This is a genomic window from Streptomyces sp. NPDC051218 (assembly GCF_044455475.1).
Classification (GTDB): Bacteria; Actinomycetota; Actinomycetes; order Streptomycetales; family Streptomycetaceae; genus Streptomyces.
On the sequence record NZ_JBITEU010000002.1, the window covers coordinates 44033 to 62992 of the forward strand.

General features: G+C 69.5%; 20 protein-coding genes. 12 read left to right on the top strand and 8 right to left on the bottom strand.

From position 1 onward, the window contains the following. The first annotated feature begins 157 nt into the window (after window positions 1-157). A complete protein-coding gene (locus ACIBCK_RS06565) occupies window positions 158-1000 on the top strand; it encodes a hypothetical protein (protein WP_399387356.1) in 843 nt (280 codons plus the stop codon). A gap of 100 nt (window positions 1001-1100) precedes the next feature. Here the strand turns inward: ACIBCK_RS06565 and ACIBCK_RS06570 are convergent, their stop codons facing one another. Then, window positions 1101-1415 carry a DUF6401 family natural product biosynthesis protein gene (locus tag ACIBCK_RS06570; RefSeq protein WP_399387358.1) on the bottom strand — a complete coding sequence of 105 codons (315 nt, stop codon included), beginning with the start codon at window positions 1413-1415 and terminating at the stop codon, window positions 1101-1103. Window positions 1416-1655: 240 nt separating this feature from the next. Here ACIBCK_RS06570 and ACIBCK_RS06575 point away from each other — a divergent pair, with 240 nt between their 5' ends. The 3 genes from ACIBCK_RS06575 (at window position 1656) to ACIBCK_RS06585 (ending at window position 3265) form a co-directional block, all read left to right on the top strand. Next, window positions 1656-1898: a chaplin gene (locus ACIBCK_RS06575; RefSeq protein WP_399387360.1), complete on the top strand. Its 243-nt coding sequence runs from the start codon at window positions 1656-1658 to the stop codon at window positions 1896-1898. Between the two features lie 158 nt (window positions 1899-2056). Beyond that, on the top strand, window positions 2057-2572 hold the full coding sequence (locus tag ACIBCK_RS06580) for a hypothetical protein (RefSeq protein WP_399387362.1): 516 nt from the start codon (window positions 2057-2059) through the stop codon (window positions 2570-2572). A gap of 276 nt (window positions 2573-2848) precedes the next feature. After that, window positions 2849-3265, top strand: a complete 417-nt coding sequence (locus ACIBCK_RS06585) for a hypothetical protein (RefSeq protein ID WP_399387363.1) — start codon at window positions 2849-2851, stop codon at window positions 3263-3265. Window positions 3266-3381: 116 nt separating this feature from the next. On the opposite strand, the gene ACIBCK_RS06590 is transcribed toward ACIBCK_RS06585, so the two are convergent. Further along, complete coding sequence (locus ACIBCK_RS06590; RefSeq protein ID WP_399387365.1) at window positions 3382-4257, bottom strand: undecaprenyl-diphosphate phosphatase; 876 nt, start codon at window positions 4255-4257, stop codon at window positions 3382-3384. Between the two features lie 243 nt (window positions 4258-4500). Next, window positions 4501-5205 (bottom strand): TVP38/TMEM64 family protein, encoded by a 705-nt coding sequence (locus ACIBCK_RS06595; RefSeq protein WP_399387367.1) that lies wholly within the window; start codon window positions 5203-5205, stop codon window positions 4501-4503. Window positions 5206-5333: 128 nt separating this feature from the next. Here ACIBCK_RS06595 and ACIBCK_RS06600 point away from each other — a divergent pair, with 128 nt between their 5' ends. The 3 genes from ACIBCK_RS06600 to ACIBCK_RS06610 all read left to right on the top strand — a co-directional run bounded on the left by ACIBCK_RS06600 (window position 5334) and on the right by ACIBCK_RS06610 (window position 8527). Next, window positions 5334-5990, top strand: a complete 657-nt coding sequence (locus ACIBCK_RS06600; protein ID WP_399388850.1) for a DNA alkylation repair protein — start codon at window positions 5334-5336, stop codon at window positions 5988-5990. A 329-nt stretch (window positions 5991-6319) separates the two neighbouring features. Beyond that, on the top strand, window positions 6320-7489 hold the full coding sequence (gene tuf / locus ACIBCK_RS06605) for an elongation factor Tu (protein ID WP_399387368.1): 1170 nt from the start codon (window positions 6320-6322) through the stop codon (window positions 7487-7489). A gap of 228 nt (window positions 7490-7717) precedes the next feature. After that, the gene (locus ACIBCK_RS06610; RefSeq protein WP_399388852.1) at window positions 7718-8527 is read left to right on the top strand and encodes a spermidine synthase; all 810 of its coding nucleotides are present in this window, start codon (window positions 7718-7720) and stop codon (window positions 8525-8527) included. Between the two features lie 39 nt (window positions 8528-8566). On the opposite strand, the gene ACIBCK_RS06615 is transcribed toward ACIBCK_RS06610, so the two are convergent. The 3 genes from ACIBCK_RS06615 to ACIBCK_RS06625 form a co-directional block, all read right to left on the bottom strand. After that, window positions 8567-9895: an MFS transporter gene (locus ACIBCK_RS06615; RefSeq protein WP_399388854.1), complete on the bottom strand. Its 1329-nt coding sequence runs from the start codon at window positions 9893-9895 to the stop codon at window positions 8567-8569. A 77-nt stretch (window positions 9896-9972) separates the two neighbouring features. Further along, window positions 9973-11016 carry a hypothetical protein gene (locus tag ACIBCK_RS06620; protein ID WP_399387370.1) on the bottom strand — a complete coding sequence of 348 codons (1044 nt, stop codon included), beginning with the start codon at window positions 11014-11016 and terminating at the stop codon, window positions 9973-9975. Between the two features lie 99 nt (window positions 11017-11115). Beyond that, window positions 11116-12114: a hypothetical protein gene (locus tag ACIBCK_RS06625; protein WP_399387371.1), complete on the bottom strand. Its 999-nt coding sequence runs from the start codon at window positions 12112-12114 to the stop codon at window positions 11116-11118. Between the two features lie 643 nt (window positions 12115-12757). On the opposite strand from ACIBCK_RS06625, the gene ACIBCK_RS06630 reads away from it, so the two are divergent. The 3 genes from ACIBCK_RS06630 to ACIBCK_RS06640 all read left to right on the top strand — a co-directional run bounded on the left by ACIBCK_RS06630 (window position 12758) and on the right by ACIBCK_RS06640 (window position 15901). Beyond that, window positions 12758-13195 (top strand): DUF4442 domain-containing protein, encoded by a 438-nt coding sequence (locus ACIBCK_RS06630; protein ID WP_399388856.1) that lies wholly within the window; start codon window positions 12758-12760, stop codon window positions 13193-13195. Between the two features lie 206 nt (window positions 13196-13401). Beyond that, complete coding sequence (locus tag ACIBCK_RS06635; protein WP_399387373.1) at window positions 13402-15135, top strand: carboxylesterase/lipase family protein; 1734 nt, start codon at window positions 13402-13404, stop codon at window positions 15133-15135. Between the two features lie 82 nt (window positions 15136-15217). Beyond that, on the top strand, window positions 15218-15901 hold the full coding sequence (locus ACIBCK_RS06640; RefSeq protein ID WP_399387375.1) for a DedA family protein: 684 nt from the start codon (window positions 15218-15220) through the stop codon (window positions 15899-15901). Window positions 15902-15920: 19 nt separating this feature from the next. Here the strand turns inward: ACIBCK_RS06640 and ACIBCK_RS06645 are convergent, their stop codons facing one another. After that, window positions 15921-16451: a gamma carbonic anhydrase family protein gene (locus ACIBCK_RS06645; protein ID WP_399387377.1), complete on the bottom strand. Its 531-nt coding sequence runs from the start codon at window positions 16449-16451 to the stop codon at window positions 15921-15923. Between the two features lie 133 nt (window positions 16452-16584). Between ACIBCK_RS06645 and ACIBCK_RS06650 the strand changes: the two genes are divergently transcribed. Next, entirely contained in the window at window positions 16585-17322 is a 738-nt protein-coding gene (locus ACIBCK_RS06650) for an acyltransferase (RefSeq protein WP_399387379.1), read from the top strand. 72 nt (window positions 17323-17394) lie between these two features. Here the strand turns inward: ACIBCK_RS06650 and ACIBCK_RS06655 are convergent, their stop codons facing one another. Continuing rightward, window positions 17395-18258: an EamA family transporter gene (locus ACIBCK_RS06655; protein WP_399387381.1), complete on the bottom strand. Its 864-nt coding sequence runs from the start codon at window positions 18256-18258 to the stop codon at window positions 17395-17397. A 94-nt stretch (window positions 18259-18352) separates the two neighbouring features. On the opposite strand from ACIBCK_RS06655, the gene ACIBCK_RS06660 reads away from it, so the two are divergent. Further along, complete coding sequence (locus ACIBCK_RS06660; protein WP_399387383.1) at window positions 18353-18937, top strand: XRE family transcriptional regulator; 585 nt, start codon at window positions 18353-18355, stop codon at window positions 18935-18937. The last annotated feature ends 23 nt before the right edge of the window (window positions 18938-18960 follow it).

The window sequence follows — 18960 nt, forward strand, 5'->3', positions numbered from 1 at the left end:
CACGCGCCGTCACCCGTACGGCGCAGCACCGGGCGGTCCCGGGTCGTGGCTCCTGATATCCAGGGGAAAAGGGACGCGCCGGAAGCCGCGCGCCGTGGGGGATTCATCGCCCTGACGCCGTAGTGGCGGCCGGGGCCCACCGAGTGGAGGACCACTCATGTCCCAGTACATAAGTCTCTCCGTGGACTTCACGCAGGGTCTCAACGACGCCTGGTCGAAGGTCGCGCAGTTCGTGCCGAAGCTGATCGGCTTCCTGGTCGTCCTGGCCATCGGCTGGTTCGTGTCCAAGATGATCGCGCGAGTCCTCGACCGGGTGCTGCGCAAGCTCGGCTCCGAGAGGCTCGCCGAACGTGCGGGCGCCTCGCGGATGTTCGCGAACTCCAAGCACGACACGACGGGGATCGTCTGCAAGGTCGTCTACTTCGCCCTGCTCCTGATCACCCTGCAGATCGCCTTCGGCGTCTTCGGGAGCAACCCGGTCTCCAACATGCTCGACGGCATCGTCGCCTGGATCCCGCGCGCCGTCGTCGCGATCGTCCTGATGGTCGTCGCCATGGCGGTGGCCAACGTCGTGCGCGACATCGTCACCAGCGCCCTGTCCTCGATGTCGTACGGGAAGACCGTCGGCACGATCGTCTGGGCCTGCATCGTCGCCCTCGGCGTGATCGCGGCCCTCGGTCAGGCGGGCATCGCCACGACGGTCACCCAGCCCGTTCTGTACGCGGCGCTCGCCGCCGGTGCGGGAATCCTGATCGTCGGTGTGGGCGGTGGCCTCATCGGCCCGATGCGGCAGCGCTGGGAGCGCTGGCTGAACACCGCGGAGCAGGAGACGGCCAAGGCCCGCGGCAGCGTCAGTGCCTACCAGGCCGGCCGGCAGGACGCGATGACCAACCAGCCGGTCGGGGAGCGCGAGCGCAGTGACATGCGCGGGGACACGCGTGGTGACATGCGCGGTGACACGGGCAGCCACCTGCGAGGTGACACGCGCGACGACATGTAACCGGGTCCAGATCAGGCTGGTCAGACCAGACCAGACCAGACCAGACCAGACCAGACCAGACCAGACCAGACCAGACCCAGCCAGACGAGACCGGATCAGATCAGGCCCCGGAGGACTCCGGCACCAGGTCGTGCCGCCTCACCAGCCAGGAGATGGCGGTGAGGCGGCACACTGCGTAGTCGTGGCCGACCGGCTCCCGCCATCCGTTCTCGGACAGCGCGTCGAGGAACCCCAGGGCGTAGTCCGAGAGGAGCTCCGCGTCCGGCGTCGGCGGCACGAGCCCGGCCCCGCCCATCTCGAGACGGTCCCGCAGCTCTGCTACGTGCTGGTCCACGGCGGCCGTGAAACCGGGTTCGAAGGCGAACTCGGCGAAGCGCGGGGCGTACGAGGCGCTGATGCGGGCGAGGGGCGACATCCCTTCACCGTAGGACGGCCAAACCCTCCTGAAGAGGGTCTTTCGGCATGCCATTGGTCACAGCTCTCACGGCCGGAGTGGACCCCCTCAGCCGCGTCGGCCCGGCCCCGCCTTGGCCGTCCCCCATACCCCGGACGGGCGAATCCGTTCCTGCATCCGGGCCATGATCGTTTTATCTGCCTCCGGAACTGGTGAGGCCTCACAGCCGCACGATCCGTTTCCTCACCAGGAGGTACCCCCATGCGTATGCGCTCGATCCTCGCCGCGACCGCCCTCACCGCTACAGCCGTCCTCGGGGGAGCCGGCGCCGCCGTGGCGGACCCGGGCCCGGACGCCGCCGCCCACGTCGCGAACTCCCCCGGCGTTCTCAGCGGCAACGCCGTCCAGGTCCCCATCGACCTCGGCCTCAACCTCTGCGGCAACACCGTCGACGTCATCGGGCTGCTCAACCCGGCCACCGGCAACAAGTGCAAGACCAACTGACCCGCTCGCACCAAGGCCCCGCCGCTCACGTCAGCGGCGGGGCTTTTCGATCTCCCCCCGGATGACCACGGGAGCAGCAGGGCGGCCCGCTCGGCGGCCGCGAGGCCCCTCCACACGCTCCTGTCGACCCAGCCCCACGACGGGTAGATCCTGAAGGTATGAACGGCATACGCACATCCGCGGTCGCCCGCCTGTCGGTCGCCGCGATGACTGCATGCCTCCTGGGCGCTGGAAGCAGCATGGCTACGGCAGCACCTTCGGCGTTGCCCGCGGCTGAAAAGGCGGGCGCCTGGGGAGACGCGAAGAAGTGGGACGGCGGCCTCACGGTCACCGTTTCCAAGCCGAGTAAGTTCACGCCCGGCGAGTTCTCGATCGGCCACGAGTCCAGCAATCAGGCCGTGAAATGGCGAATCAAGGTGCACAACGGAACAGATGAGGCGTTCCAGGGGGCACTGATGAGCGTGTATGTGAAGTCCGGCAGCGACGGTGTTGTCTGCGAGCAGGTCTTCGACGGGAAGCTTGGTGCGGGAATCACGGGCAGTGTGTCGCCCGGGTCTTCGGGTGCAGCCGACTTTGCGTTCGATGTCCCGCGGAGCCAGCTGAACAAGGTTGACCTGGAGGTGCGACCCGATTTCGACAAGGACGGGAAGCACTGGGCAGGTGAGGTGAAGTAGACCAGCCCGCTGCTCCAGGACGCCGGGCCGGCCCTCAGTGACACCGCGCGACTACCTGCCCGCCAGGTGACATCCGCCGACGTGGACGACGCCGCGGCGGTTGGTCCCGCCCAGACCCTGACCGATCAGACGGTGGCGAGCCGCACGTCAGGCATGCCCGAAAACACCAGGCTCGCCCGCTGCCGACCCCGGTATGTCACAAAACCATGACTACCCGTTCACACCATCTCCACATGCCGCAGGATGCCCCTCACGCACAACATCCCAGGGGGGACCATGCGCACACGCACCACCATCACCGCTCTCGCTGCCGCAGGCTTATTCGCACTCACCGGCTGCGCCGCCGAGGACAGCGGGCCCGACGCCGCGTCGCCGGACACGACGCAGGCCGAGAAGGCCAAGACCGACGACGCCCCCGCCGCGGACACAGACGCGGACCCGGGTGAGGACGTCGGCGCGGACGCGGAGACGGCAACGCTTCCGGACATGGCCGGAAAGGGACTCCAGGCCGCCCAAGACGAGGCGCAGGCCGCGGGGTTCTACTCCCTCACGTCCTCCGACGCCACCGGCGCCGACCGCATGCAGATGTTCGACCGGAGCTGGAAGGTCTGCTCACAGTCCCCCGCTGCCGGTGAGCACCCGACGGACACGACCGTCGACTTCTCCACGGTGAAGCTCAGCGAGGAGTGCTGAGCAACTGAGCGGCCCGGTCTCTCCCGTGAGAGGCCGGGCCTTGGTGCTCATTCAACGAAAGATCTCCCTCTGGCGGGGAAACCGCTGACGCGGAACCCCTCTCAACCCGCCGACTCTCAGCCCGCCGACTCGCCCGCGTGCGGGCTCAGCGCGCCCATGCCGACCAGTACGAACAGCACGATGCCGAGCACGATTCGGTAGTACACGAACGGCATGAAGCTCTTGGTCGTGATGAACTTCATGAACCATGCGATGACCGCGTATCCGACGAGGAAGGCGATGATCGTCGCGAAGATCGTCGGGCCCCAGGAGACGTGCCCGCCCTCGCCCGCGTCCTTGAGCTCGAACGCGCCGGAGGCGAGTACGGCCGGGATGGCGAGCAGGAACGAGTAGCGGGCCGCGGCCTCGCGGGTGTAGCCCATGAGCAGGCCGCCGCTGATGGTGGCGCCGGAGCGGGAGACGCCCGGGATCAGGGCCATCGCCTGGCAGATGCCGAAGATCAGGCCGTCCCTGACGCCCAGTTCCTTGAGGTCCTTGCGCTCCTTGACGGCGCGGTGCTTGGCGCCGGTCTCGTCGCGGGCCGCGAGGCGGTCGGCGATGCCGAGGACGATGCCCATCACGATCAGCGTCGTGGCGATGAGCCGCAGATCGCGGAACGGGCCCTCGATCTGGTCCTTGAACGTGACGCCGAGCACGCCGATCGGGATCGAGCCGACGATGACGAGCCAGCCCATCTGCGCGTCATGGTCCGAGCGCGGCACCTTGCCGAAGAGGGAGCCGAACCACGCGGAGATGATCCGCGCGATGTCCTTGCGGAAGTAGATCAGCACGGCTGCTTCGGTGCCGATCTGGGTGATCGCGGTGAACGCGGCCCCCGGATCGTGCCAACCCGCGAACGCCGCGGTCAGCCGCAGATGCGCGCTGGACGAGATCGGGAGGAACTCGGTCAGTCCCTGGACGAGCCCGAGGATGAAGGATTCAAGCCAAGACATGGAAACTGCGCCGTCCAAGTACGGATCATGGGCTGCGGGTGCGGTCATGTGATGGGGGATACGGGAAGGATGAGAGCGAGGGGTGATCACTCCCTTGCCGTGGGGCAGCGTAGCGTCACTTGGTTACGAGACCGCCGGAGGGACGCCGTCCAGGGGGAGGGGGCGCGGTACCGCCCCCCCCGGTCGGGCCATGTTCCGGAAACCGGCGAGTGTCGCGGCAGTTGGGTGCGGCGGCCGTTTGATCTACCGGTCGCGCAGGTGGTGGCGCTTGAACCACGCCACCACAGCTCCCGCGAGACCCGTCACCGCGATGAAGCCCATGGCGATGAGGAAAACGGGGGACGTCGGCGTCGACGCGCGGGCGCCCGCGATGACGTACGCCGCGGTGTTCGGGATCGACCCCAGGCCGGTGGCGAGCAGGAACGGCAGCCACCCCATACGGGACACCGCCGCGCAGTAGTTGGCCGCGGCGAACGGCACACCGGGGAAGAGGCGCGCCGCCAGCATCGAGCGGAAGCCATGTCTGCTCAGCTGCCCGTCGGCCGCCTTGAGCCAGCGCCCACGGAGCAGTGGGCGCAGAGCGTCCTGCCCCAGCATCCTGCCGAGTCCGAAGGCGATCCCGGACCCGAGGACCGTGCCGGCGAGCGCCGCGGCGAGGCCCGCCTGGGACCCGAACAGGGCGCCCGCCGCCAGATTCAGCAGCGGACGTGGCACGAAGGCTGTGGTGCACAGGCCGTACGCCACGGCGAAGACCAGCACGGCGGCGGCGCCGCCGAGTTGCGCCGGCCAGCCGTCGGACAGAATTCGCTGCGGCTCGAAGAGCAGCACGCACGTCCCGGCGGCGGCGAGCAGCACCACCAGCAGAGACAGCCGCGACCATGGCGAGAGCAACACCCTGGTGCAGCGCTCGGCGATGACCTGCGGGCGGGCAGCGGCAGAGTCGAACATCCGGGGAGACTAACCGACAAATGTGTGTGATCGCCGTATGGTGCGTCTCACGGGCGTCACAGAATTACAGTTCCGGGGTGCCTCCTACGAGCGTGAAAGTCCCGCACAGCGACTTGGCCGACACCGTCATGGAGCGGCTCACCGCGACATACGCGGCGGCGGCCGATCCGACGCGGGCGGCGCAGACCCAGGCGTACTTGAAGAACGTCGCTCCCTTCCTGGGCGTTCCCGCGCCCCTGCGCCGCCAACTGTCCCGCACGGTCGTCGCCGGGCTTCCCCGTCCCGACGAGGCGGACTGCACGGCGATCGCGCTGCGCTGCTGGCAGCTGCCGGAGCGCGAGTACGCCTACTTCGCCGTGGACTTGCTGCGCCGCCACGTGAAGCGCCTCCCCTCGGGCTTCCTGCCGGTCGCCCGCCACCTGGTGACGACGGTGTCCTGGTGGGACACGGTCGACGCGCTCGCCGCGCACGTCGTGGGCGGTCTGGTCGCCGCCGACCCCGAGCTCAGGGCCGAGATGGACGTCTGGATCGAGGACGCGGACCTGTGGGTGGCCCGCACCGCCCTCCTCCACCAGCTGCGTCACAAGGACACCACCGACACCGAACGTCTCTTCGGCTACTGCCTGCGGCAGTCCGGGCACCCTGACTTCTTCATCCGCAAGGCCATCGGCTGGAGCCTGCGCGAATACGCAAAGACCGATCCGGAGGCCGTACGCGACTTCGTCGAGCGGGAGCGCGGACGGCTCGCGCCGCTCTCGGTGCGTGAGGCGCTGAAGAACCTCTGACCGCGGCGGGCCCAAGAAGAAGACTTCATGTGCGGGCCTGGCAAGCGGACTTCATGCTTCCACCCCGCGAAAAGCATTCGACGTACCCCTGCCCGTCGGCAATGATCTGCGACATGTTCCGGTATGCCTTCCTCGCAGCTTCGACCGCGGTCGCGGTCGCTGCGAAGGCTGCCGTCGTCCTCTGCGCCGCACTTCCTGTCGACGGCGCCGCACTTCCTGCCGACGGCGCCCGACGCTGACCCTCCCCGGACACTCCGGCGGACCCCATAGGGGGAGGGTCGGTTCGGCCACCGGGGTCTTCAGCTTCGAGTTCCGGAGAAGGAACCGCCATGTCCAAGACGGCTTACGTCCGCACCAAACCGCACCTCAACATCGGCACGATGGGCCACGTCGACCACGGCAAGACGACCCTGACCGCCGCCATCACCAAGGTCCTCAGCGAGCGCGGCACCGGCACGTTCGTGCCCTTCGACCGCATCGACCGTGCCCCCGAGGAGGCGCAGCGCGGCATCACGATCAACATCGCGCACGTCGAGTACGAGACCGACACCCGGCACTACGCGCACGTGGACATGCCGGGCCACGCCGACTACGTCAAGAACATGGTCACCGGAGCCGCGCAGCTGGACGGGGCGATCCTCGTCGTCTCCGCGCTCGACGGGATCATGCCGCAGACCGCCGAGCACGTCCTGCTCGCCCGCCAGGTGGGCGTCGACCACATCGTCGTCGCGCTCAACAAGGCGGACGCCGGTGACGAGGAGCTCACCGACCTCGTCGAACTGGAGGTGCGCGAGCTGCTCTCCGCGCACGGGTACGGGGGTGACTCCGTCCCGGTCGTACGCGTGTCGGGGCTTAAGGCGCTGGAGGGCGACCCGCGGTGGGCCGCCGCCATCGAGGCGCTGCTCGACGCGGTGGACACCTATGTGCCCATGCCCGAGCGGTATGTCGACGCTCCCTTTCTGCTGCCGGTGGAGAACGTGCTCACCATCACCGGGCGCGGAACCGTCGTCACCGGAGCCGTCGAGCGCGGCACGGTGCGGATCGGTGACCGGGTAGAGGTACTCGGCGCCGCGACGGAGACCGTCGTCACCGGGCTCGAGACCTTCGGCAAGCCCATGGCGTCCGCGCAGGCGGGTGACAACGTGGCGCTGCTCCTGCGCGGCGTGCCACGCGACGCCGTGCGCCGCGGACATGTCGTCGCGGAGCCGGGGAGCGTCAGTCCGAGCCGCCGCTTCACCGCGCAGGTGTACGTCCTGTCGACCAAGGAGGGAGGACGGTCGACGCCGATCGCGACCGGCTACCGGCCGCAGTTCTACCTCCGCACCGCGGACGTGGTCGGCGACGTCGACCTCGGCGAAGCCGCCGTCGCGCGGCCCGGCGACACCGTCACCATGACGGTCGAGCTCGGTCGCGACATGCCCCTGGAGACGGGCCTCGGCTTCGCGATCCGTGAGGGCGGGCGCACCGTCGGGGCGGGCACGGTGACCGAGGTCGGCTGACGTCCGATGCCCGCCTCCCTCGGGGGATCCACCCCCGGGGGAGGCGGGCACAATGGAGCGGTGACTGAGGACGAAAGCGCGGACGAACCCGCGGTTGGACGCGCGGGTGAACGTGCGGTCGTGCGCGCGGGTGAACGTGCGGACGAACCCGCCGATGAGCCCGCGGACGAACGGGCGGACGAGGCCATACCCGTCATCAAGGACGTGGACCACGGCACCGCCAAGCTGATGCCGGACGTGGACCGGCCCCGCGCCTGGCTGCTCACGGTCGACGGGGCGCCTCAGTCGTACGTCGATCTGGACGCGCCCACGTACCTCGAATTCGAGTACGCGCAGCGCCTCGCGCACGTCCTGGACACGGCCGACGACCAGGACCACTCGGAGTCCCCGGGCCGCCCCCTGGACGTGATCCACCTCGGCGGCGGCGCGCTCACCCTGCCCCGCTACGTCGCCGCGACCCGGCCGGGCTCGCGGCAGGACGTGGTGGAGGCGGACCGGGGCCTGCTCGAACTGGTCGCCGAACGGCTGCCGTTGCCGCCGGAGTCCGGGATCACGGTGCACGGCGCCGACGCGCGGCAGTGGCTTGAGGAGGCGGCCCAGGACAGCACCGACGTACTCATCGCCGATGTGTTCGGCGGCTCGCGGACCCCGGCCCATCTCACGTCAGTGGGGTACGCGCGCGCCGCGGATGGCGTACTGCGCGCGGGCGGCCTCTACGCGGCGAACCTCGCCGACGGGGCGCCCTTCGCCTTCCTCCGCTCCCAGCTGGCCACCTTCGCCGAGGTCTTCGAGGAGATCGCACTGATCGCCGAACCGGCCGTGCTGCGGGGCCGCCGCTTCGGCAACGCGGTGCTCGTCGCCTCCCATGAGCCCATCGCGGTGGGGTCCTTGTCCCGACGGACGGCGGCCGACGTCTTCCCGGCGCGCGTCCAGTACGGTCCTGCGCTGCGCCGCTTCATCGGCGACGCGAGACCGGTGCACGACGAGGAGGCGGTCGCCTCACCCGAGCCGCCTGGCGGGGCATTCAGCATCGGCTGAGGGCGTGCCCGGGGCGGGGGCGGGGTGGGCCCGGCGGGCTTACCCGAGGCGTCGGATGGGGGCTTCGGCGTCGGTAGAGGCGGCGGTGGGGTCCACCGTCGGGGCGGTGAGGGGCGTCGGCGCCTTGGTGATCTCCGTGGACGACGTGCGGCGCGTCAGATTGCGTACGTCCGGTACGAACAGCACCAGTGCCGTCACCACGACCACCAGCGCCGCGCAGCCCCACAGCGATGTCGAGCGCCCGAAGGCCAGTTCCGCAGGGCCCGCGAGCGCTGTGGCGAGCGGGACCATAGCGATCGAGCCGAACCAGTCGTACGCGGCGACGCGGGACAGCTTCTCCTCGGGGATCTCCTGGTGCATCGCCGTCATCCAGGAGACGCCGAACACCTCGATCGCGACGCCGCTCACGAACATCACCGCCGCCAGCCCCCACACCGGCAACGGCACCGCGAGCGCCGCCGACGGCGCGGCCAGCGGGAAGACGCAGAGGGTGCCCGCGAGCAGCAGGCGCCGCGGTTTCCAGCGCATCATCAGGAACGCGCCGCCGACCGTACCCGCGCCGAACGCGCCGAGCGCGAGACCCCAGGGCCCCGCCCCACCGAGTTCGTCCCGGGCGACCAGTGGCCCGAAGACCGCCTCGGCCGCGCCGACCACCGCCACCACCACGGAGAACTGCGCCACGATCGCCCACAGCCACGGCCGGCCGATGAACTCCCGCCAGCCGTCCCGGAGATCGGAGAGCAGGCCGCCGCCGGGTTCGCGCGCGGGGATGTGGCTCACGTCGAGGAACGACCGCAGTGCTCCCGCCACCGCGAACGCCGCCGCGTCCACCGCGAGCACCCAGCCGGGCCCGATCGCGGCGACCATCAGGCCGCCGAGCGCCGCGCCGCCGAGTCCCGCGCCCTGCATCGCCATGCGGTACAGCGCGAAGGCGCGGCTCACCTGCTCGCCACTGACGGTCGACATCAGCATGCCTTCGGCGGCCGGCCCGAAGAACGCCTGGCCGGTGCCGCCGAGCGCAGTGAGCAGCATCATCGACCACAGCGGGGGAGTGCCGGAGATGACGAGCACCGCGAAGGCCGCCTGCGATAGGCAGTTGAGGGCGTTGGCGGCGACCATCACATGGTGGCGCGGAAGGCGGTCGGCGACGGCGCCGCCGATCAGCAGGAACAGCACGAGCGGCAGCGTGCGGGCCGCCGCCACCAGCCCGACGTCCCCGCCGTCACCGCCCGAGTCGAGCACCGCGAACGCCGCCGCGATCAGGGCACCGTGGCTGCCCAGGTTGGTCACGATCGCGGCGGCGGTCAGCAGGGTGTAGTTGCGGCCGGCCCAGGAGGGGCGGCGCACGGCGGCGGGATTGGTCACCAGGGGACTATCGCCGCCGGAGCAGCGACTTGCCAAACCGATTCCGCACGGGGCAGTGCCCCTGTGGGCGGCTCAGCGGCTCAGGACTCCTCGCCGTCGCCGTCGCCGTTCAGACGTACCGTGCTCAGGATCTTCTTCACCGTCGCGTCGGGGATCTCGTCCTTCACGCCCTTGGCGCCGTACATCGACCAGGCGACGTACTCACCCTCGGAGTTCTTGAAGGCGAACGTCGTGGCCTTGCCGTCCGAGTCGCATTTGTCGGTCTTGGGGACGCCGGACGTCGTGGAGGTCGCGACGCTTCCCTTGATGCCCGACGCGGTGGTGAACGACTCCACCTTGCCGACCTTGATCTTCTTCTTGTCGGCCTTCTTCTGGCCCGTGTAACCGCCGAAGACCCACCACGCGGAGTCGTTGCGCGCGACGTCCTCGGTGTTCTTGGCGCCGTTCTGGCCCTTCGTGCCGACCGTGCCGAGGGACGTGTCGTCCTTCGTGCCGTCCTTGTCGTCGTCGTACGAGCACCACTTCGGCTTGAAGATCGCGGGCGCGGACATGCCGATGAGCGCGCTGCCGTCGCCCTTCTCGCGGTCCTCGAAGCCGATGAAGGTGCCGGGGGTCTCCACCTCCCAGTCGGCCGGGACGTCGAAGGCGGTGCCCCACTTGGGGTTCACGACGACCTGCCAGCCCTTGATCGTCGGCTTCGGGCCGTTGCCCGTGCCGCGCTCGCTGCCGCCCTCGTCGGTCGGGCTCGGCGTCGGGGACGCGGACTTGGCGGGAGTCTTCTTCTCCGGCTTCCCGTCCGCCTCGTCGTCCTTGTCGCCGCCAAGGACGAGGAAGCCCGTGACACCGGCGGCCACCAGGACGGCGAGCGCCGCGACGATCGCGGTGATCTTCGTCTTGTTTCCGTCCCCGCCCTGACCGCCCTGCTGAGGCGGCATGGGCGGCGGCGTCGGCGCGGCCCACTGCGGCTGCTCGGGCTGCGAGAAGGCGCCCGAGTGCGGTTGCTGCTGCTGGTATCCCGGCTGCTGATACGGGTTCGGCTGCTGGTACCCCGGCTGCTGGTACGGATTGGGATTCTGGTCCTGCGGGTTCTGCTCGCCCCCGGGCGGCTGCTGTCCTGGCCACATGGGCAGTAACCATAGAGGGGCTTGTGGCCTGATGTCATTGCTGCCCTCGTGGGGGCGTCGGCACATCGGGTCACAAGCCACACCGGCGTACTAAACGACTCAGGAACCCGACGCGTCCCCGTTCAGACGCACCGTGCTGAGGATCTTCATGATGGTCGCGTCCGGGACCTCGTCCTTGACGCCCTTGGCGCTGTAGAGGCTCCAGGCGACGTACTCATCCTCGGCGTTCTTGAAGCCGAACGTGATCGCCTTGCCGTCCGAGTCGCACTTGGAACGCTGTGGCGCGTTCTTGGACCGGGCCCACGCGATGCTGCCCTTGATGCCCGACGTGGTGGTGTAGGGCTTCGCCTTCTCGTCGATGTGGAGGCTCTTCTTGTCCGGCTGCGTGTATGGGCCGTAGACCCACCAGCCGACCTGATTCACGGCGACTTCGTCCGTGTCCTTCGCGCCGTTCGCACCCTTGGTACCTGTAGCCGAGAGCGCCTTGTCCTCGTCCCGGCCGTCCTTGTCGTCGTCGGAGGAGCACCACTGCGACTTGTAGTACGCGGGCGCCGACATGGTGACGAGCGGGTCGCCCGTCTTGACGTCCTCGAACGCGACCGAGGAGTCCGGGGACCTGACCTCCCAGCCAGGCGGTACGTCAAATGCAGTGCCCCACTTGGGGTTCACCACGACCTTCCAGCCCTTGACGGTGGGCTTGGGGCCGTTGTCGGTGCCGCGATCGTCGCCGCCTTCCTCCGCCGGGGAGTCTGCCGGACCGGGCTTCCCGGCGGAGGACTTCTGGGGGGCGGCGGAGTCCTTGTCGTCGTCCTTGCCGTCCCCCAGGACGAGGAATCCGGTGACGCCCGCGGCCACTACGACCGCGGCGGCCGCCACGAAGGCGACCACCTTGGTTCTGCCGCCATTGCCGTTCCCTTGCTGCTGGGGAGCCCCCGGCGCCGTCGGCGCGTTACCCCACTGCCCCTGCTGCTGGTGCACGTTGGGCTGTTGGTACCCCGGTTGCTGGTACGGGTTGGGCGCTTGGTACCCCGGCTGCTGGTACGGGTTCTGGTCCTGCGGGTTCTGCTCGCCCCCGGGCGGCTGCTGTCCTGGCCACATGGGGGGCAACGTTAGGGCATCTGCTTTGTCAGGCCCTGCGCAGGTTCCCGGTGTAGACGAATTTACCCTTGATTACCGGAACGTCCGCGTCGATCACGCAGCTCTTATAGCAGACCCAGTGATTTCCCGATGAATTATTGCAACGCCACTTGCTTTTAATGGTCGTCCCCTTGGAGAGGTGACCGGTGACCCTTGTGCCCGACGACGGTCCGCGGTGGACGGCCGTCCTTTTCTTGGTCTTATAGGTGTGGACATACTTGCCACACCCGATAAGGCCTGTGGCTTCGTACGCAGAGGAGCTCGATGCCGGGGCGGCTGACGCGGGACCCGCGAAGGAGAGACTGACCGCGAAGAGTGCTGCGGCAATCGCCCAGGACGGCGATTTCCTATTCAAGATGAGCCCTTCTCTGAGGATATTGTTAAACAGTGAACATGCCTTCGAATGTGACCAGTTGAGGGCATGACTCGCGATAATTTAGTCGGCTGGGTCGAGTGCTGTCAATCAGGATTCAAGAGGGCGAATTGGGTCAAATGGCAAAGGAGTAGTGAGTTCTATTTTCTTCGCGGGTGGGCCGTCGCGGCGCCGCGGTAGTGGCCAAGAACGCTACCCGTGGGTAACATCGCGTCCATGAGCGCTGACCAGATGTCGATAGGCGAGATGCTTGCCGCCACCGTGCCGATGGCCCGGACCCTGAACCTCGAGTTCCGTGAGACCACGCCCGAGAAGGCCGTGGTCGCCCTGCCGGATCAGGCGGACTTCCACAACCACGTCGGCGGGCCGCACGCCGGAGCCATGTTCACGCTGGGGGAGTCGGCGAGCGGCGCGATCGTGCTCGCCGCGTTCGGCGAGCAGCTCTCGCGGGCCGTGCCCCTCGCCGTCCGCGCCGACATCGCGTACAGGAAGCTCGCCATGGGGCCGGTGACCGCCACCGCAACCCTCGGCCGCCCGGCCGCCGAGGTCGTCGCCGAGCTGGACGCGGGCCAGCGTCCCGAGTTCCCGGTGACCATCGCGATCCAGCGCGAGGACGGCGCCGTGACCGGTGAGATGACGGTCGTCTGGACGCTGCGCCCCAATAACTGAGTCGCGTACGGGCGTTCGCTTGCGTACGTTCATTGAACACAGCGGCGTCACGTCGGCCGGACCACGGGGGTTCCGACCGGCGCGGCGCCGTTCTGCGTGATCCCGTCCGGCCGTTCCGGCCGGCTTTCCGTTCAACTCATTGACACGAGTCAGTAGTGGTCATAGTTTCCGGCCGCCAGGGTTGACGTCTTCCAGGGAGTCACCGCATGAGACGCACGGGCCGCACAGGACGCGCAGAACGCGCAGAACGCGCAGAACGCGCAGAACGCGTAGGACGCAAGCGAACCACCCTCGTCGCCGTCGCCGTCGCCGTCGCCGCCGCCGCGGCCCTGCTCACCCCGCACCTCGCGCAGGCCGCCCCGCAGGACGTTTCCCCGAAGGGCGGCGGCACGCTCGTCCGTACGGACGGGGGCTGGCTGCGCGGTGAATCCACCGCCGAGGGGCGGCAGTTCCTCGGTATCCCGTACGCCCAGCAGCCCGTCGGTGACCTCCGTTGGAAGGAGCCACGTCCCGCCAAGTCCTGGCAGGGCGTGCGCGATGCGACCTCCTTCGGTAACCGCTGCGTACAGACCGCGAGTTGGGACCCCGGTTACGAGAACCCCAGCCACACGGAGGACTGCCTCGACCTCAACGTCTACGCACCCAAGGATGTCCCCGCACCCAAGGGGCAGCACAAGCCGCGGCCCGTCCTGGTCTGGCTGCACGGTGGCGGGCTCACCGCGGGCGCGGGCGAGGACATCGTGCCCGACACCTTCGCCCGCCGCACCGGCACGGTCGTCGTGACCGTCAACTACCGCCTCGGCGCCATGGGTTTCCTCGCCGGCAAAGACCTTGACGGTGAGGCATCCGACCGCGCCCCGGGCGACTACGTCTCGGGAAACTACGGCATGCTCGACCAGCAGGCCGCGCTGCGCTGGGTGCGCGCCAACATCGGCTCGTTCGGCGGCGACCGGCAGCGCGTCACCATCGCGGGCGAGTCCGCGGGCGGCCGCTCCGTCTGCACCCAGCTCGCATCGCCCACCGCCAAGGGCCTCTACCGCGCGGGCATCGTGCAGAGCGGCGCCTACGGGGACTGCGCCGCCCGGAAGCACGACGAGGCGCTCGCGCAGGGCGCGGCGTTCGCGAAGAAGGCCGGCTGCCCCGACCCGGCGACCGCCATCGCCTGTCTGCGCAAGAAGCCCGCAGAGGCGATCCTCGCGGCGCAGGGCGGCTTCGACTGGGCGCCGGTGGTGGGCGGCGACTTCCTGCCGGTCCAGCCCGAGGAGGCGTACGAGAACGGCAGCGCATCCCGGGTGCCCGTCCTGAACGGCGCGAACAGCGACGAGGGGACACTTTTCGCCTACGGGCAGTTCGACGGGCAGGGCAAGCCGCTGACCGAGGAGCAGTACCCGGGCGCGCTCACCCGGATGTACGGCGCCGAGCTGGGTGCCAAGGTCCTGAAGCGCTATCCCGCGGCCCGGTACGCCTCACCGACGCACGCGTACGCCGCCGCCCAGGGCGACCAGATGTTCGCCTGCTCGGCACTGCGCATGGACAGGTCGCTCGCCGTCCGCGGCCCCGTCTACGCCTACGAGTTCGCCGACCGCACCTCGCCGCCCTTCGCCTCGATCCGGGACGCGGGCAAGACGTTCGACTTCGGGGCGACCCACGTCAACGAAGTGCAATATCTTTTCAAGCACTTCGGGCTCGCTTCGCCCCTCGACGCGGAACAGCGGGCCCTGGCCCGGCAGATGGTCCAGTACTGGGGCTCCTTCATCCGTGGTGGTGCACCGCGCGCCGACGGTCAGCCCACCGCGCCCGACCAGCGGTCACGGCCGGGTCAGGTGCTCTCGCTGCGGACCGCGTCCGCCGGTGGCAACGCGGTGAGCGGCGCCGGGGCCCGCGAGCACCGGTGCGACCTCTGGGACCGCGAAGGCTCCCGCCCGGCCGACGCCGGCTGAGCGGGTAGGCTGCCCGGCGTGCGCGATCTTGGGGGGAACGCGCACGCCGGGCACACGCACACCAGCACAGGAGGAACCGGCCTTGCACGTCCAGGAATGGCTGGAGACCGTACCGGCCGTCAGTATCTACGCGCTGGTGGGCGTGGTCATCGGACTGGAGAGCCTGGGCATCCCGCTGCCGGGTGAGATCGTCCTCGTCTCCGCCGCGCTGCTCTCCTCGCAGCACGGCGAGCTCAACCCCGTCATCCTGGGGATCTGCGCCACCGCGGGCGCCATCATCGGCGACTCCATCGGGTACGCGATCGGACGCAAGGGCGGCCGACCGCTCCTTGCCTGGCTCGAACGCAAATTCCCCAAGCACTTCAGCGCCGCGAACGTCGGCAGCGCCGAGCAGTCGTTCCAGAAGTGGGGCATGTGGGCGGTCTTCTTCGGCCGCTTCGTCGCCCTGCTGAGGATCTTCGCGGGGCCCCTCGCGGGCGTCCTGCGCATGCCGTACTGGAAGTTCCTCATCGCCAACGTCCTCGGCGGCATCGTCTGGGCGGGCGGCACCACCGCCGTCATCTACTACATCGGTGTCGTCGCGGAGGACTGGCTCAAGCGGTTCTCGTACTTCGGCCTCGCCATCGCCGTGCTGATCGGCGTCGGTTCCATGCTGCTCGTCAAGCGCCGCGCGAAGAAGTCGGCGGCGGCGCGCTCCGAGGCAGCGGCCGAAAACGATGCGCAGAAGGCGGCGGCCGAGCCCGTCCCCGTCCCGGCCGCCGACTGACGTCGTCCGCCGACTGACGTCACTTGGCGTGGGCGTCCCGGTGGGCCTTGGCCAGCTCCACGTACATCGTGCCGTTGAGGGTGATGCCCGCGCGCTCCTCGTCCGTGAGCGCGCGCCGCACCTTGGCGGGCACGCCCGCGACGAGTGAGCCGGGCGGGACGACCATCCCCTGCGGTACGAGGGCCTGCGCCGCGACCAGCGAACCGGCGCCGATCACCGCGCCGTTGAGGACCGTCGCGCCCATGCCGATCAGGCAGTCGTCCTCGACGGTGCAGCCGTGCAGGACGGCGTTGTGGCCGACCGAGACCCGCTCGCCGATGGACATCGGGAAGCCCGGGTCGACGTGCAGGCTGCAGTTGTCCTGGATGTTGCTGTCGGCGCCGACGACGATCGGCCCGCAGTCCGCGCGGAGCACCGCCCCGTACCAGGCGCTCGCGCCCGCGTTCAGCGTCACCTCGCCGATGAGCACGGAGGTGGGCGCGGTGAAGGCGTCCTGATCGATCTTCGGGTCCTTGCCGCCGATCCCGGTGATGAGTGCCTCGTGGCTCATCGGATTTCTCCATTCGTACGTGTCTCGCGCCTGGCGGAACCGTACGGGACGGGGGCGGGTCCACTGCCCTGTGGGGTGAAGATCACAGGGGTACGGGCTCACCGGGGCGCCCGGGGCTGAGTAACGTGAGCGCGTGCCGAAGAACAGGAACACGTTCTCATCCGGGGTCGCCGACTGGCGGCGCCGCGCGACCCAGCGCGCCGTCCACGCGGGCTGGGCCTGGGTGCAGCGGACGGGGGCCGTCACCGCGCAGCGGCCGGGGCGGCTGCGGTTCGGCGCGATCGGACAGGGCACGAAGCTGTCCTTCCCGCAGGGGACCGTCTTCGGCGAGCCGTGGATCCGCATCGGCGACCACTGCATCATCGGCGAGCAGGTCACCCTCACCGCAGGGATGATGCCCGACCTGGACCTCGGGCCCGACCCGATCCTGCGCATCGGCAACGGCGTCGTGCTCGGCCGCGGCAGCCACGTCATCGCCGACACCACCGTGACGATCGGCGACGACTGCTACTTCGGGCCCACGGTGTACGTGACGTCCACGAACCACTCGTACGACGATCCGCAGGTGCCCATCGGCAAGCAGTGGCCGCGCATGGAGCCCGTCGAGATCGGGCCCGGCTGCTGGATCGGCACGAACGCGGTGATCCTGCCGGGGGCGAGGCTGGGGCGCAATGTCGTGGTCGCCGCGGGTGCGGTGGTCAGGGGCTTGGTGCCCGACCACTCCGTGGTGGCTGGAGCGCCTGCCCGCGTGGTGCGCCGCTGGGACCCCGAGGCCGGGTGGCAGCCGCCCTTGCGGACGCCTGCGCCTGTGCCTATTCCTGACGGGGTCACGCCGGAACAGCTGCTTGCTCTGGGGGAGTTGGAGGGGTAGTTCGCTGTCTTCCTCGGCTGCGGGTGCGTTGTGGTTGCTCGCGCAGTTCCCCGCGCCCCTGACGGGCCCGTCTCAGCTCGCCAGCAACACCGTGCCCACCAACGCCAGCCCCGCCCCCGCCGCCTGCACCCCCCGCAGTCGTTCCTTCAGGACCGCCCGTGCCGCTACCGCGGTGATCACCGGGTAGGTCGAGGAGAGCACCGCGGCCAGAGTGATCGGGCCGTTCTGGGCGGCTATCGAGTACGTGCCGTTGGCCGCTACGTCGGCCAGGCCGACGAAGGCCAGAGCCGGAAGTGCCGCCCAGATCAGGCCCATGCCCGTGCCCTCGGGGAGTGCGGCGCCGCCCCGCTTCACGGAGACGAACAGTGCGGCCCCGCCCGCGGTCACGTTCGTCACGCGCTGTACGAACAGGGCGAGGAACAGGCCGGTGAGGTTGCTCGACGCCTCGGAGATGAGGGCGAGGACCGCGCCGAAGCCGAAGGCCGCGAGCAGGGTGAGCAGGACCGCCTGCCGTTGCACGGGGGCGCCACGCAGTTCGGGGCCGCCCGCGAGCACGATGCCCACGATGGCGACGGTCAGCCCGGCGAACTGCGGTACCCCCGGCCGCTCGCCCAGGAAGAGACCCACCGCCACCGGCACGACGACGCCCACGGAGGCGAGCGGCGAGACGACGCTCATCGGGCCGATGGCCAGGGCCTTGTAGAAGGCGAGCATCGCCACCGGGCCGAGCAGGCCCGCCGCCACCGCGAACCACAGCTGCGGTCCCCACTCCGTCCAGCCGCCCGTGGCGACCACGATCACACCGAGGACGATCACGGCGATGGTCTGCGAGGCGACGACGACCGTGAGCGCCGGGATGCGTCGCGTCAGCAGTCCGCCGCCGAAGTCGGCCAACCCGTACAGCAGGCTGGTGGCCAGAGCGAACAGTGCTGTCATCGAAGAACCTCGCAGTACAGTGTGGTGAACCTTTAGGTGCACCACACCGTAGTTCAATATCCTGAACTCTGTCATCCAAAATAATGGACGGAATGTGTCGGATCTCGATCAGCTCACCCAGTCCCTCGCCCGCAACCTCAAGCGCTGGCGCTCGGAACGGGGCTTCACGCTCGACGCGCTCGCGGCCCGCGCGGGCGTCAGCCGCGGCATGATCATCCAGATCGAGCAGGCCAGGACCAATCCCAGCGTCGGCATAACGGTCAAGCTCGCCGACGCCCTCGGCATCAGCATCACCACGCTCCTCGACTACGAACAGGGCTCCCACGTCCGGCTCGTGCCGCCGGAACAGGCGGTGCGGATGTGGTCCACGGAGGCGGGCAGCAGTACGACGCTGCTCGTCGGGACCGAGGAGCGCGGGCCCTTCGAGCTGTGGGCGTGGAAGCTGATGCCCGGCGAGGGCAGTGACTCGGACGCGCACCCGCCGGGCACCATGGAGCTGCTGCACGTGGCCGCGGGTGAACTGACGCTCCTTGTGGACGGCGTGGAGCATCTCGTGCCCGCCGGGTCGGCCGTGTCGTTCGAAGCGAACGTGGCGCACGGTTATCACAACAAGGGTGCCGAGCCGGTCGAGATGACCATGTCGGTGTCGGTGCCCCCGGCGCACGCCTCGTCGTACTGACTCCTGCCGGTTCTTGGCCGACC